Source organism: Corallococcus silvisoli (genome assembly GCF_009909145.1).
Lineage (GTDB): Bacteria > Myxococcota > Myxococcia > Myxococcales > Myxococcaceae > Corallococcus > Corallococcus silvisoli.
Genome location: NZ_JAAAPJ010000008.1, coordinates 97,128 through 111,256, shown reverse-complemented (window position 1 = coordinate 111,256; position 14,129 = coordinate 97,128). Strand labels below are relative to the sequence as shown.

The following is a 14,129-nucleotide window of genomic DNA, read 5'->3' as shown; positions in this document are numbered from 1 at the left end:
GTGTCGCGCACTGCTCGGCCTCCTCTGTGCCTGCGCCCTGGCCCTCGCCTCGTGCATGCCTGTGCTGGAAGGCCAGGATTACCACCTCGAAGGTCAGGAGGTGCGGCTTACCCTCCTCCATACCTCTGACATCCACTCGCGCCTCATCCCGTACGACTTCACGCCGCTGAAGACGGACCAGGACCTGGAGCTCATTCCGGAGGCCGGCCCGTTCGGAGGCGCCACGCGCATCGCGTCCATCCTCAAGCGCGAGCGCAAGAAGGGCGACCGCATCCTGCACCTGGACTCCGGTGACTGCTTCCAGGGCGCGCCCATCTTCAACGTGAACACGGGCGAGGCGGAGTTCCGCTTCCTCTCCGAGCAGCACCTGGACGCCGCGGTCGTGGGCAACCACGAGTTCGACGCGGGCGCGCTCAACTTCACCCAGAAGGCGCGCAACTTCGCCAACTTCCCGCTGCTGGCCGCCAACTACTACTGGGACGACCCGAAGACGACGGGCACCAACGGCACCGCCATGGTGACCAACCCCTACACCATCAAGACGGTGAAGGGCCTGCGGGTGGGCGTCATCGGCATGGCGAACATCTCCTCGCTCAACTCCATCGTGGAGGGTGGCAACAGCCTGCAGGTCACCCCGCTGGAGCAGAACGAGGCCGCGCGCGCCTACGTGGAGCTGCTGCGCCCGGTGACGGACCTCATCGTCATCGTCAGCCACCTGGGCCTCACCGAGGACCAGGACCTCATCCAGGGCTACGAGGCCTACTACGAGTACTCCCGCGCGAAGCCCTTCGTGGAGCGCGCGCATGACGCGTGGAAGGTGCTGGAGTGGTTCGGTCCGGAGGGCGACCCCAAGTCGGTGGTGCGCGTGCACATCGCGGGCGTCAACGGCATGGACGTGGTGCTGGGCGGCCACCTGCACGTGGTGCTCAACCCTCCCCAGCTCGTCACCGACCCCAGCGGCCGCAAGGTCGTGCTGTCCCACTCGGGCGCGTTCGCCAAGTACGTGGGCCGCCTGGAGCTGGTCGTGAAGATGCCGCAGCGCCTGGGCGAGGGCGAGGGCGCCGAGGTCATCAGCCAGGACTACCACGCGTTCCCGGTGGACGGCCTCTGGTGCAACGAGGCGATGCGCAAGTACCGCTTCGACAAGAGCATCTTCTGGGATCCGGGGAAGTTCATCGAGGCCCCGGGCGTGCGCGACGCCATCGCGGAGTGCGGCCGCCAGGAGGACTCGCGGACGACGGACCTGCTCATCCCGTACCTCCTGGGCATGGACGTGAAGCTGCAGCTGACGTCCATCTTCTCCTACGCCCCGCTGGACGTGCAGCGGCGCAACAACTCCAACGGCGGTGACTCCCCGCTGGGCAACATCGCCGCGGACTCCATGCGCAAGCGCAACCGCGTGGAAGCGGAGATGGCGCTCACCAACTCGCTGGGCATCCGCGACAACCTCTACGCGGGCGTCGTCACCCAGGAGTCGATGTTCAACGTGTTCCCGTTCGAGAACACCATCAACATCATGTACCTGTCCGGCGTGGAGATGCAGGAGATGTTCGACTTCGTCACCGAGCGCTCCGCCGAGCGCGGGTGCGTGAGCCAGGCGCAGATCTCCGGCGCCCGCTTCACCATGGACTGCGCCCAGGTGCAGCTCAACGACCTGCGCATCGCGTGCACGCCGGAGACGCTGAACACCGCGTGCCCCCAGACGGCCCGCGAGGGCCACGCGCCGTGGCAGTGCCTGGAGGACACCAGCGGTTCGCGCTGCTGGGCGCACCCTGGCATCGACATCCAGATCAACGGCCGGCCGCTGGACACCAACGGCACGTACAAGGTCGCGGTGAACGACTACATCGCCAAGGGCGGCTCCGGCTTCGCGGTGCTCAAGCGCAACACCACGCGCATCGAGACGGGCATCAGCCTGCGTGACTCGCTCATCGGCTACATGCAGGGCTTCTGCTCCTGCAAGGACCTGCTCGCGGGCAAGGAGACGTCCAGCAACGGCACGCGCTGCGGTTCGCTGGTGAACGGCCAGTGGACGGTGGACGACAAGACGCTGGGCTCCTGCCGCGTGTCCCAGGCGTTCGAGGACGCCATCAACAAGAAGGTGGGCAGCTGCTCCTGCCTGGACCTGCTCAAGCTGCCCGCGGACGCGGCCGGTCAGCAGGCGGCCCTGGACAAGTGCGGCGTGGCGAACCTGACGAAGGACCAGGTCGTCGCCGAGTGCGCGGTCCCCCAGGGCCCGTCCACCGGCCGGTGCAGCTGCCGCGACCTGCTGTCGGGGAGCAACCCCAGCTGCGGTACGGTGACCAGCCAGTTGCGGTCGTTCTGTGAGAAGCCCACTGCCATGCCCGTGGCGAGCGCCATCGAGGATGGCCGTATCGGGCGGAGGGTGAAGTAATGAAGCGACTCGTCCTGCTGTCCTCGCTGGCCCTCGCGGCTGGCTGTTACACGAAGGAGTCGGAGCTCACCACCGACGGGCTCAGCTCCTTCCGCGTGGAGGTCACCCGCATCGTCACCGGTGACTCGGCCGCCGCGCTCCTGCCGGTGGTGAACACCTGCGCCGCGAAGTACGGCAACGACCAGGCGGCGGTGCCGCCCGCGGTCCGTGGCACGGCCGACTGTCCCTACACCCTGCCCCGCACGGACGTGGACATCACCGTGTCCATCACCGCGCTGGACGGCAACGGCGGGGAGATGACGTCCTTCAACGGGCCGGTCTCCTTCCGCACCATCCCGGGCAACATCACCGGCGACTACAGCAAGCGCTGGGCGCAGCTCACCAACGGCAAGGGCACCGGCACCGTGCGCGTCGCCCACCTGTACGGTGAGACGCACATCTGGGTGCAGGACCAGCCCTTCACGCTGGACTACCAGGATGGCGGCGTCGTGGGCGACCTGACCCAGGTGCCCGAGGAGCCCGCCACCCGCACGTACGCGACGGGCCTGACGGCGGGCATCCGGTTCGAGGAGCCCAGCCTCGCCACCATCCAGCTGCCGGAGAACGGCTCGGAGACCAGCGTCTTCGTCAAGCAGTTCATGCGCGTGGGCCGCAACCCGGAGGCCGGCGAGCCGCTGACGCAGAACTGCGACGCGGCGGATCCGAACAACGGCAAGCAGATGATGCTGCTCGTCACGGGCACGGACTCCAGCGGCTTCTACGTCACGGACATGACGGCCTGCCGCGTGCTGGAGAAGAACGTGCCGGGCGCGAACATCCAGACCCCGGAGCCGGACGGCTACAACCCGGGCCGCTTCAACAGCATCTACATCTACAACTACTCCTTCCCGGAAGGCCTGGACTCGGGCGACCTGCTCTGGACGTTGTCCGGCACGGTGGCGGAGTTCACCAACACCACGCAGATGAGCTTCCCCGCCTGGACGCTGCGCGAGAACGTGCGCCTGCTGCCCCAGAGCGAGTGGAACAAGTACCTGTCCCAGGTGCCCCCGGTGGAGGTCAACGGCCGGCTGTGCGGCTTCAGCGGCTCGCCCTACCTGGACGACCTCCTGTGCGGCTACAGCTACAGGAACTTCAAGATGGAGAGCCTGGAGTCGTCGCTGGTGAAGCTGCGCCGGGTGAAGTTCCCCCGCGTGTTCCGCAACTGCGACGCCAACGGCAACAACGACCTGCCCATGTTCTGCCCGGTCGGCAGCGGCACGGCGCGCAGCTGGCAGAACTGCTTCGAGGAGCCGCCGGATGATCCGGACCTGCCGGAGCGCCAGTGCGTCATCGACTGCACGCTGGGCATCGGTGAGTACGCGGGCACCATCTGCGCGGAGAAGACGACGTACACGAGCTTCGGCCAGTTCGTGGTGGAGATGAACGCCACGGGCCCGGAGGCCGCGGGTCTGGACGAGTCCGTCCCCTCGCGCATCGCCAGCGTCACCGTGGGCACCACCTCCGTCACCCCCGCCAAGGCGCAGGCCCAGGGCACGCGCGTCAACCTCTACTGCACCCAGCCGGTGCGCGCGCGCTTCGGCCCGGCCGGAGTGACGGTGGACCAGACGGGCACGCTCATCGCCGCGAACACGCGCTTCGAGTACACGCTCACGGGCTCCGAGGTGACGGTCGCGCTGGTGCGTGACAGCACGGCCACGGCCAACGCCACCTGCAAGATCGCCCCGGACTCACGCACCCGCATCAGCCTGCAGATCAAGGACGCGATTCCGGACCTGAATCCGGACTGCAGTGAAACCGACGCCGACGCGGCGAGGGCCCTCCAGTGCAAGCAGCTGCACGCGGCCACCTTCGACGTCGTGGGTCACCTGAAGCACGTGGGCCCCGCACGGCCCCGCTGGAACGTGTTGCCCCGCGATCAGGACGACATGTGCTGCTACCCCGGGCCCGGCATGCAGTGCCCGAAGCCCATCAAGCCTTGCCCGTAGTCATTCATTCTTAGCTAGACGCATCGCGCCCCGGTGGATTCCGGGGCGCAGGGAGGAGCGGTCTCCCCCGGACCGCTTCCTGGAGGGACATTGAAAACGTTGCAGACGCTGGCCTTGACGGGCCTGACAGCCCTTTCCGCGCCCGCTTGGGCCGGGGACTTCGTGGACACCCGTTTGTCGTTCGTCTTCGCGGACGACAACGTGTTGGCAGGCGCGGGAGAGACCACTCCCAACAGCCCCAACGCACGCTTTGGCGCGGGCAACCAGAACACGCAGTTCTACGACAACTTCAACACCAAGTTCTCCGGCTTCGAGTCGCTGTCGAACGTGGTGCTCTACAAGCGCATGCCGGCCTTCTTCGAAGGCCTCACCACCGAGGCGGCCCTCACGCTGCTGGTGTTGGAGCGGCCTTCTGGCGGCGTCGACATCCTGGACAACTCCAGCTACGTGCGACTGAACTATCAGCCGCCCGGCTGGGGTGAGAAGGAAGGCATTTCGCTCACCGGCTTCCCGGTGTCCGCGGACCGCTTCCGTCTGGGATATGCGTACCGCATCTCCTGGGGCGGCAGCCCCATCTTCACCAACCGCGCCTCCGCGGCGGGCGTGCCGGGCGCCAAGCTCCAGCTGACGCGCGACCGCTGGTACGCGTACGTGGGCGGCAAGACGGCCCTGGTGCTCAACGACCTCATCCTGGAGCAGGAGACGCTCTACGGCGTGATGGCCGGCGCGGGCTGGGACATCCTGGAGACGCTGCGCGTGGAGGCCGGCGGCGGCTACTTCCAGAAGGGCATCGTCCCGGGCCTGGCGAACCAGAGCATCGAGGCGCCCGTCAACTCGGCGGGCGTGTCCGGGCAGATCGTCTACCACGTGGGTGTGCCGGTGGGCACGAGCGTGGACTTCCGGCTCTACAAGAACGACCCGGAAATCTACCAGCGCTTCTTCGCGCCGGAGCAGTACCCGGGCGGCCTGTCCTACTCGGTGTCGCTGGAGGGCAGCTACCTCACGCAGACGCTGCAGGATCCGGACAAGTTCGGCGCCACCAAGCCCCAGGGCGCCACGGCCGTCGCCCTCCAGGCGCGCGCGAAGTACAACCAGATGCGCTTCAACGTGCTGGCGCTCTACCGCAGCCTGTCCTTCATCCAGTTCGACGTGCCGGGCTTCCCCCCGTTCCAGGACTTCCCGACGGGCACGGTCCTGAAGCCGGAGATGTTCCTGGCGCTGGGCGCGGACTACAACCTGCCGGGCCTGCACCTGACGCCGGGCTTCATCGTCGGCGTGCAGCAGCCGGCGTCGTTCCGCAGCCCGGTGCCGCTCATTGGCGGCAGCAACCCGCCCCCCAGCCTCACCGGCACGCGCACGGTGGTGGTGCGTGACGCCAACCAGCTGAGCATCCTGCCCAGCACCTGCGGTGGCTCCGGCGCCTGCGAGGCGCAGCCCATCATCTCCGCCAAGGCCACCTTCCGGTGGGACCTGTCGGAGACGGTCGCGGCGGTGGGCGAGGTCTACTACACCTACGACACCAACCGGACCACGTTCGAGGACGACGTGACGGGCATCGCCCAGCCGAACTTCGAGAAGCCGCACGCGCTGGGCTTCAACACCCTGCTGCAGGCGCGCTTCTAGGCCCTGCTGCTTCCGGTGTCATTCGCGGGGCCCGCCGTGCGGTACGGCGGGCCCTTCGTGTTTCCGCGGGTTCGCTAGAAGGCGGACGTCATCCGCACCACCTCGTCGAAGGCGGTGAGGCCCTGGGCCAGCTTGCGCACGGCGGCCTCGCGCAGGGTGCGCATGCCGGTGCGGCGCGCGGCATGCACCAGTTGGTCGTACGGCGCCTCGCGGGCGATGAGCTCCCGCATCTCCCGGGTGGTGGAGACGATCTCGAAGACGCCCGTCCGGCCGGAGTAGCCCGTGCCGCGGCACCGCACGCACCCGGCCCCCTTCGACAGCCGGACCCCGCCGGGCAACAGCGGCAGGGGGGCCTGGAGGGCGAGCAGCTCGTCCGGAGTGAGCACCGCCTCCTCCGAGCAGTGCACGCAGATGCGCCGGAGCAGGCGCTGGGCCATGACGCCCAGCAGGCTCTGCGCCAGGAGGAAGGCGGGCACGCCCAGGTCCTTCATGCGCGCCACCGCGCCCAGCGCGTCGTTGGTGTGCAGCGTGGAGAGCACCAGGTGTCCGGTGAGCGCGGCCTGGAGCGCGTTCTCCGCGGTCTCCGCGTCGCGGATCTCGCCCACCATGATGACGTCCGGGTCCTGGCGCAGGATGTGGCGCAGCGCCCCCGCGAAGTCCAGGCCCACCTTGGGCTGCACCTGCACCTGGTTGAAGGTGTCCCACACCATTTCGATGGGGTCTTCCACCGTGGTGACGTTGACGTCCGGGCCCGCCACCGCCTTGAGCGCGGAGTAGAGCGTCGTCGTCTTGCCGCTGCCCGTGGGGCCCGTCACCAGGATGAGGCCGTGGGGTTGATCGATCCACGACTCGAAGTGGCCCTTCTCGTCCGGCTCGAAGCCCAGCTGGGCGATGTCCTGCACCAGCGTCTCCGGGTCGAAGATGCGGATGACCACCTTCTCGCCGAAGGCGGTGGGCAGCGTGGACACGCGCAACTCCACCTCGCGGCCGTCGCGCTCCGTCTTGATGCGGCCGTCCTGGGGGCGGCGCTTCTCGGAGATGTCGATGCGCGCCAGCATCTTCACGCGCGACACGACGGGCGGATGCACCTGCGCGGGCAGCGTATAGACCGGGTGCAGCACCCCGTCGATGCGCAGCCGCACCACCGCGGTGGCGCGCTTGGGTTCGATGTGGATGTCCGACGCGCGGTTGTCGAAGGCGTAGCGCAGGAGGTAGTCCACCGCCTGCACCACCGGCCGGTCGGACGCCTCCAGCTCCTGGGTGCCGCTGAGCGACACCAGCTGTTCGAAGTTGGCCAGCTGGGACTGCGAGCCGCTGAAGTCGTCCGCGGCCTGCGCCAGCGTCTTCTTGAAGCCGTAGATGTCCGCGATGGAGCGGAGGATGTCCGTCTTCGCCGACAGCACCGGCTCCACCGGCTCGCCGGTGAGCCGGTGGAAGCTCTCGAAGAGCTCCCGGTCGAAGGGGTTGGCCACCGCCACGCGCAGCCGCCCCTGTTCGGTCCGCTCCAGGGGCAGCAGCACGTGCTTCTGCGCGTAGGGCCGGGACACCGTGCGGGTGGCCAGGGCCATGTCCATCTTCAGCGGATCCAGCTTGCGGTAGGCCAGCCCCGCGGCGCGCGCGGCGGCCTCCGTGACGCGGTCCTCATCCAGCACGCCCCGCCCGCCCGGCGCGGGGATCTGGAAGGCGGCGACCACCTCCACGGGCGACACGTCGTAGCGGGCCGCGTCCTTGCCCGTCCCTCCCTGCGCCTTGAGGATGCGGGCCCGTGCCGCGGGCTCGCGCGCCAGGACCTCCTGCGCCTGCGGTGAGGTCAGCAGGCGCTGGGACACCAAGGCCTCCAGGAGGAAGCCAAGGGTGAAGTCCGCGCCGCTGCGTGACGGGCCGCTGCCTCCTGAAGCTGTCGCCTGGGTCAACCGTTCCTCCTTCTTCGAGTGGCCAGGAACAACAGCCCGAGTCCCACGAGGAATGCCGCCGAAGCCGGGGTGCTCTCACAGCCGCAGCCGCCCGGCCCGTTCGTCGGGTCACCCGACCCGGCGTCCACGGGAGGCGGAGGCGGCGTGCCGCCATCACCGCAGAGGGCGCAGGTGCCACCATCCGTCTGGGCATAGGGGTCGTAGCACTTGCCGCCGTTGCCGCAGAACAGGCCATTGGGGCAGTCCTGGTTGGTGCGGCAGGGCGCCAGGCAGGCGGTGCCCTCCGAGAACGGGACGCACTGGAGCGGCGAGGCGCAGGTGCCAGCGCCGCAGTCATGGAGACAGAAGCGGTCGCTCCCGGTGCCCGCGGGGCGGCAGGTGTTGCCAGGGCTGCACGTGCAGGTGGCCACCGAGCAGGGCTCCGCGCAGACGCCCTGCGGGTTGCCATTGATCTTCAGGCACTGCTGGTTGGTGCCGCACTCCGAATCCTGGAGGCACGGGTCGCCGACGTTGCGCGTGCCCGTCTTCTGCTGGACGCAGGCGTGGTCACACGAGCGGCAGGCGTAGTTGCCGCCACAGTCGTTGCTGGTGGCGCAGTCCGCGACGCACACGTCCCCGCCCTGGTCGGGCAGCGTCGTGCACGTATAGCCCTGGCGACAGTCGCCCGTCCCCGGACGGCAGTTCTTCAGACAGCGCTTGCCCACGGAGCCCACGGTCGCGCAGGTGGACCCGCCCGGGCAGTCCGCGTTGGCCACGCAGGACTCGGTGCAGTAGCCGTTCTTCCACGCCGGGAAGGCCGTGGTCTTGTCCGCGTCCGTGAGGCAGCGCGAGTCCGCCGCGCCGCACTGGCTGGCGCTGGTGCAGGGGTTGCCCACCTTCGTCCCCGTCCCGAAGGCCTCCGGCAGACAGGCGAACTGCGAGCCCGGCACCAGGCTGGACGCGCGGCACTGGTAGGGCGCGGGGCAGAAGCCCGGCGTCCCGTCCGGGCAGCCCTTGGAGCAGATCTTCAGCGTGGCGCCGCTGGTCGTGGACTGGGTGGTGACGCAGGTGAGCCCCGCGCCGCACGCGGTGGTGTCACACGGCGAGCCCACCGCGCCCGTCTGGGGGTAGTGCTTGCAGAGGGCGCCCTTGTCATAGGACGTCAGGGTGCGCCGCTGGATGCCACGGTCCAGCGAGAAGTACATCACCGCTTCCGTGTAGAAGTACGTGCTGCCCAGGCCCAGGCAGTGGCCCACCTCGCGCATCACCGCCGTCTGCAGGTCGATGAAGCCCGCCGGCGTGGGGCTGAGCGTGGTGAACTTGTAGCTCACGGCGTTGAGGAAGATGTCGCACTGGTAGACGTAGCCGCCGTGACGCAGGGGCACGGCCTCCGCCACGCTGTCGCCCGCGTTGAGCACGTCCTTGAACTCCGTGCTGTTCGGGTCGGTGACGAAGACCGCCGCGACGCTGAAGCCGTCCAGGCGGTCGTTCACGTCGGGGATGGGGACGATGGTGGAGCGGCCCTTGTAGGTGAAGGCGGGCCAGGCGCAGTCCACGTCCTGCCAGGCCTGGAAGGCCTTCTTCACCGCGTCTTCGACCAGGGACAAATCATTGTCCGCGGGCCGGCTGTTCCGCGCGTCCAGGTAGTACGGGAACGGGTCCTGGCTGTTGTTGAGCACCCACTGGTCCAGGAACTGGTAGTCCTCCTGCGACTGCGCGTGCGCTGTCGCGGCCAGCGCCAGCAGTCCAAGAAGGAAGACACTCCGCTGCAACCCACGATTCATCACCCGCACCTCGTCGCGTGACGTCCGCAGGGGGCACCGGCCTGGCACCCGGAACGTCACCGGGCGGACAGTCTACCCGTGAACGGCGCGGACCGTGGCATCCACCAGCGCTTCGGGCGTGGGGCGCTCCGCGACCGCGGCCACGGGGATGCCCAACTGGGTCAGCGCCGTCGCCGTGGTGGGGCCAATGGCCACCGCCTTCGCGGAGGCCAGCGGCTCGCGGCCCACGCCCTCCACGAAGGCCTCCGCGGTGCGCGGCGAGGCGAAGAGCACCACCTGCGGCGGCGCCTCGGAGAGCTGGGACAGCTCCCCGGGCTCGAGGGTGACGGGCGTGGAGCGGTAGGCCGTCACGCGCGTCACGCGCACGCCCAGGTCGCGCAAGCCGTCCTCCAGCTCGCGCCGCCCCTCCTCCGCCGACGGGAGGAGCACGTCGTCGTCCGGCCCCAGCACGTCGCGCAGCGCGATGAACAGGGCCGCGCCCGTGCCCTCGTTGGGTTCGGCCTCCACCTTCAGGCCGTAGCCCTCCAGGGCCCGCGCGGTGCGAGGCCCCACGGCGGCCAGCTTCACGCGAGACAGCCGATCCAACGTGCCCGCGAGCCGCAGGGCCTCCAGGAAGGCCTCCACCGCCGAAGGGCTGGCGAACACCACCCAGTGGTAGCGCTGCACGTGCTCGGCGGCGGACGCGAGCGGGCGCGGATCCTCCGGCGGGCGCAGCTCCAGCAAGGGCAGGCTGAGGACATCCGCGCCCTCGTCCTCCAGCAGGAAGCACAGCTCCTCGGCCCGCTCACGGGGGCGCGTCACCAATACTCGGATGCCATCCAGTCGCCGGTCCACGGGCCGGCACTCTAGGCGCGGGACGCGCCGTCGCGGCGGCCGAAATCGCGCAGGATGTCCCCGGCCCCGCGAGACAGCAGCTCGTCCGCGAGCGCCTCGCCCAGCCGCTCCGCCTCCGGGACGGGGCCCTTCACCTCGCCCCGCACGACGCGTGAACCGTCAGGCCGCCCCACCAATCCGCGCAGGTGCACCTGTCCCTCCACCACCGTGGCATGGCCGGCCAGGGGCACGGTGCAGCCGCCCTCCAGCTTCGCCAGGAAGGCGCGCTCGGCGCGCACGGCGCCGCGCGTGGTGAGGTCCTCCAGCGGTGCGAGCAGCGCGCGCACCTCCGCGTCCGCCTCCCGGCACTGGATGGCCAGCACGCCCTGCCCCACCGCCGGCAGGCTGTCCGCCACCGGCACCACCTGGGTGATGTGGTGGTCCAGGCCCAGGCGCTTGAGGCCCGCCGCGGCGAGCATCGCCCCGGCGAGCTTCAGCTCCCGCGTCCGCTGGAGGCGCGTCTGCACGTTGCCGCGCAGGGAGACGATCTCCAGGTCCGGGCGGCGCGCGCGCAGGATGCAGCTGCGGCGCAGCGAGGACGTGCCCACCTTCGCGCCTGGCGGGAGCAGCTCCAGCGTGTGGCCGTCCGGGCTGCAGAACGCGTCGCGGGGGTCCTCGCGCGTCGGCACCGCCGCGAGGATCAACCCCTCCGGGAACACCGACGTCATGTCCTTGAGGCTGTGCACCGCCACGTCCGCGCGGCCATCCAGCAGGGCCTGCTCAATCTCCTTCACGAACAGCCCCTTGCCGCCCACCGCGGACAGCGGCGCGGACAGGAAGCGGTCGCCCTCGGTGGTCATCTCCACCAGCGACACCTCCAGCCCGGGGTTGTGCTGGGTGAGCAGCGACGCCACGTGACGCGCCTGCCAGAGCGCCAGGGGGCTCTGCCGCGTCGCGATCCTCACGGCCTTCATCGTCGGCTCCCATGGGCCACCGCGTTGTTCAGCTCATTCGTCGAGGGCACGGACTCCAGCTCCGGAGCGATGGCGGCGGCCTCCGCTTCGGTGAGGCCGAACAGCTCCGCGGCGGCGCCGGCCAGGCGGTTGCCCTCGCCCTGGGGGCCCACGGCGCGCAGGCGCGCGGTGGGCTCATGCAGCAGCTTGTTCACGATGGCGCGTCCCATGGCTTCGATGCTCTTGCGTTGCTTGTCGGTGAGCCCGTCACCCAGGCCCTGCAGCGTGCGCTCCACCTCCGCGCGGGCGATGGCCTCCGCGCGCTGGCGCAGGCGGGCCAGCACGGGCATGCCGTCGCGCAGCGCGCGCTCGCGGGCGAAGCGCGCCACCTCCTGCGCCACCAGCCCGCCCGCCTTGTGCGCCTCTTCCGCGCGCGCGGCGGTGTTGTCCGCGACGAACTTCTGGATGTCGTCCACGTCGTACGCGTGCACCCAGTCCAGGGTGCCCACCGCCGGGTCGATGTCGCGCGGCACCGCGAGGTCCACCATGAACAGCGGCCGTCCCTTGCGCGCCTTGCCCAGCGCCCCCACGTTGTCGCGCGTGAAGAGCGGCACGGGCGACGCGGTGCTCGTCACCACCACGTCCGCGGACGCCAGCAGCGCGAAGAGCTCCTCGAAGGGCCGCGCGACGCCCCCCACCTCCGCCACCAGCGCCTCCGCGCGGGCCAGCGTGCGGTTGGTCACGATGAGCTTCCCGGCGCCCGCGTTCTTCAGGTGCCGCGCCGCCAGCTCGCCCATCTCCCCCGCGCCCACCACCAGCACCGTCTTGTCCTTGAGCCCGTCGAAGACCTTGCTCGCCAGCTGCACCGCCGCGGACGCCATGGACGTGGCCGCCCTCCCCACCGCCGTCTCCGTGCGAACGCGCTTGGCGCAGCCGAACGCCGCCGCGCACGCGCGCGTCAGCTCGCCGCGCACCGCGCCCGCGCCCTGGCCGCGCTCGAAGGCGTCCTTCACCTGGCCCAGGATCTGCGCCTCGCCCAGCACCATGGAGTCCAGGCTGGAGGCCACCCGGAAGAGGTGCACGAGCGCCGCCTCGCCCTGGTGTTCGTACAGGTGCTCCAGCGCCTCCGCCCCGCCCAGCGTGCGCAGCGTCTCCCGCGCGCGCTCCCGCGCCTGCTCCGCGCTGGGGGCCACCAGGTAGACCTCCACGCGGTTGCAGGTGGACACCCAGAGCGCCTCCACGGGCGCCTGCGCCAGCCGACGCAACACGTCCGTCTGCTGGGCTTCGGGCAATGCCAGCCGCTCCCGGACGCCCAGGGGCGCGGTGCGGTGGGACACGCCGATACAGATGAATTCCATGGCTACGGCATCCCCGGGCCAGCGGCGGACAGGTCGTAGGACGACAGGAAGGAGACCAACACCAGGCAGAAGCCGGCCATGGTGAGCAGCGCCACGCGCCGGCCGCGCCAGCCGGCGAAGATGCGGGCGTTGACGAGCGCGGCGAAGACGCCCCACGCGACGAACGTGGCCACGTGCTTGGCCTCCAGCGCCCACGTCAGGCCACGCGCTGTCGTGGTGAACAGCGCCCCGGTGGCCAGCGTGAGCGACAGCGCGATGAAGCCCCACACCACCAACCGCCGGTTGAGCGTGTCCAAAAACTCCAGCGAAGGCAGCCGCGAGAAGAGCAGCCCGAAGTGCTTCGTCTTCACCTGCCGCTCCATCAGCAGGTACATGACGCCCACCCCGGCGGCCACCCCGAACGCCGTCATGCCCAGGAGCGCGATGGTGACATGCACCGGCAGCAGCGGCTGGCGCATGGCGTCCGGCAGCGGCGCGGACCCTCCGTGCAGCAGCATGCCCACGAGCAGCACCGCCACCGCCAGCGGCGTGAGGAACGCGCCGATGACCGGCTTGCGGTAGCGCACATCCAGGGCCAGGAAGAGCGCCAGCAGCAGGAAGGCGAAGGTGGACATGCCCTGCGCGGGCCCCACCAGCCGGCCCCCCTGCGCGCCCAGCATCTCGATGAGGGCCACGCAGTGCATCAGCAGGCCGGTCCCCACCAGCACGCGGCCGGAGACGGCGAGCACCTGGGATTGGCGGACCAGGAAGGCGAGGTAGACGAGCGCGGCCAACCCGTAGGCGTGGCAGGCGAGCGAGACGAGCGTATGGCTCATGGCGGCAGGCTCATAACCCCGGCCGAGGAGACATTCAGTCCACCCTCAGCCCATTTTATTGAGAATGAAGGCCGCCAGCAGGTCGGTCTCCGAATTGGGCTTCCGCTCCGGGGCGGGCGCACCCACCTCCGCCACATAGCCCGGAACGACCTCGTAGGCGGAGTCCCCCACCAGGATGGAGTCGGCCATCTGTTCGGCCCCCAGCCGGGCGAGCTGTTCCTCCGTCTTCACCCGCGAGACCAGCTGGTGGGTGTCCTCCCCCGACACCAGCTGCACGACATGGACCGCGGGCGACAGCGGCCAGTCGCCCCCTCCCTCGGCGGCGACCACCAGGCGGCCTTCGCGCAGGTCTGCTTTGTCGGCCAGTGCCCACTCCTCGAGCTGGGCCTGGGACAGGAAGAGCTTCGTCACGGGTTCCATCCTACACCAGCATCCTGGCCGGAGGGCTGGTGAAATGGGGGTGCAACGCCCAGCGGGAATCCGCATCCGTTTCCTCGAAACGGCCCGGGTT

Annotated in this window: 10 protein-coding genes; 3 read left to right on the top strand and 7 right to left on the bottom strand. The window is 70.0% G+C overall.

Annotation, left to right across the window (positions count from 1 at the left end):
• Positions 1-100 precede the first annotated feature (100 nt).
• The 3 genes from GTY96_RS17010 to GTY96_RS17000 all read left to right on the top strand — a co-directional run bounded on the left by GTY96_RS17010 (position 101) and on the right by GTY96_RS17000 (position 6,003).
• Positions 101-2,395, top strand: a complete 2,295-nt coding sequence (locus tag GTY96_RS17010; protein ID WP_255442175.1) for a bifunctional metallophosphatase/5'-nucleotidase — start codon at positions 101-103, stop codon at positions 2,393-2,395.
• Entirely contained in the window at positions 2,395-4,380 is a 1,986-nt protein-coding gene (locus tag GTY96_RS17005; protein WP_143901928.1) for a single stranded DNA-binding domain-containing protein, read from the top strand. The genes GTY96_RS17010 and GTY96_RS17005 overlap by 1 nt, the downstream gene beginning before the upstream one ends.
• 90 nt (positions 4,381-4,470) lie before the next feature.
• Entirely contained in the window at positions 4,471-6,003 is a 1,533-nt protein-coding gene (locus GTY96_RS17000) for a hypothetical protein (protein ID WP_186001908.1), read from the top strand.
• Between the two features lie 74 nt (positions 6,004-6,077).
• Here GTY96_RS17000 and GTY96_RS16995 read toward each other — a convergent pair whose 3' ends face one another.
• The 7 genes from GTY96_RS16995 to GTY96_RS16965 form a co-directional block, all read right to left on the bottom strand.
• A complete protein-coding gene (locus tag GTY96_RS16995; RefSeq protein ID WP_161665283.1) occupies positions 6,078-7,916 on the bottom strand; it encodes a GspE/PulE family protein in 1,839 nt (612 codons plus the stop codon).
• Positions 7,913-9,679, bottom strand: a complete 1,767-nt coding sequence (locus GTY96_RS16990) for an MYXO-CTERM sorting domain-containing protein (protein WP_161665282.1) — start codon at positions 9,677-9,679, stop codon at positions 7,913-7,915. The genes GTY96_RS16995 and GTY96_RS16990 overlap by 4 nt, the downstream gene beginning before the upstream one ends.
• 72 nt (positions 9,680-9,751) lie before the next feature.
• Entirely contained in the window at positions 9,752-10,513 is a 762-nt protein-coding gene (locus tag GTY96_RS16985; RefSeq protein ID WP_161665281.1) for a uroporphyrinogen-III synthase, read from the bottom strand.
• An 11-nt stretch (positions 10,514-10,524) separates the two neighbouring features.
• Positions 10,525-11,466: a hydroxymethylbilane synthase gene (hemC, locus tag GTY96_RS16980; protein ID WP_161665280.1), complete on the bottom strand. Its 942-nt coding sequence runs from the start codon at positions 11,464-11,466 to the stop codon at positions 10,525-10,527.
• Entirely contained in the window at positions 11,463-12,803 is a 1,341-nt protein-coding gene (gene hemA, locus GTY96_RS16975; protein ID WP_235685673.1) for a glutamyl-tRNA reductase, read from the bottom strand. Before hemA ends, hemC begins: the two co-directional genes overlap by 4 nt.
• 2 nt (positions 12,804-12,805) lie before the next feature.
• Entirely contained in the window at positions 12,806-13,618 is an 813-nt protein-coding gene (locus GTY96_RS16970; protein ID WP_143901937.1) for a cytochrome C assembly family protein, read from the bottom strand.
• A 45-nt stretch (positions 13,619-13,663) separates the two neighbouring features.
• Positions 13,664-14,038, bottom strand: coding sequence for a hypothetical protein (locus GTY96_RS16965; protein ID WP_235685672.1), 375 nt, complete (start codon positions 14,036-14,038; stop codon positions 13,664-13,666).
• Between the last annotated feature and the right edge of the window lie 91 nt (positions 14,039-14,129).

Bases quoted from the DNA above. Each gene is read 5' to 3' on its own strand.
- GTY96_RS17005 (WP_143901928.1), top strand. From the start codon at position 2,395: ATGAAGCGACTCGTCCTGCTGTCCTCGCTGGCCCTCGCGGCTGGCTGT.
- GTY96_RS16990 (WP_161665282.1), bottom strand. From the start codon at position 9,679: ATGAATCGTGGGTTGCAGCGGAGTGTCTTCCTTCTTGGACTGCTGGCG.
- hemA (WP_235685673.1), bottom strand. From the start codon at position 12,803: ATGGAATTCATCTGTATCGGCGTGTCCCACCGCACCGCGCCCCTGGGC.
- GTY96_RS16965 (WP_235685672.1), bottom strand. From the start codon at position 14,038: ATGGAACCCGTGACGAAGCTCTTCCTGTCCCAGGCCCAGCTCGAGGAG.
- hemC (WP_161665280.1), bottom strand. From the start codon at position 11,466: ATGAAGGCCGTGAGGATCGCGACGCGGCAGAGCCCCCTGGCGCTCTGG.
- GTY96_RS16970 (WP_143901937.1), bottom strand. From the start codon at position 13,618: ATGAGCCATACGCTCGTCTCGCTCGCCTGCCACGCCTACGGGTTGGCC.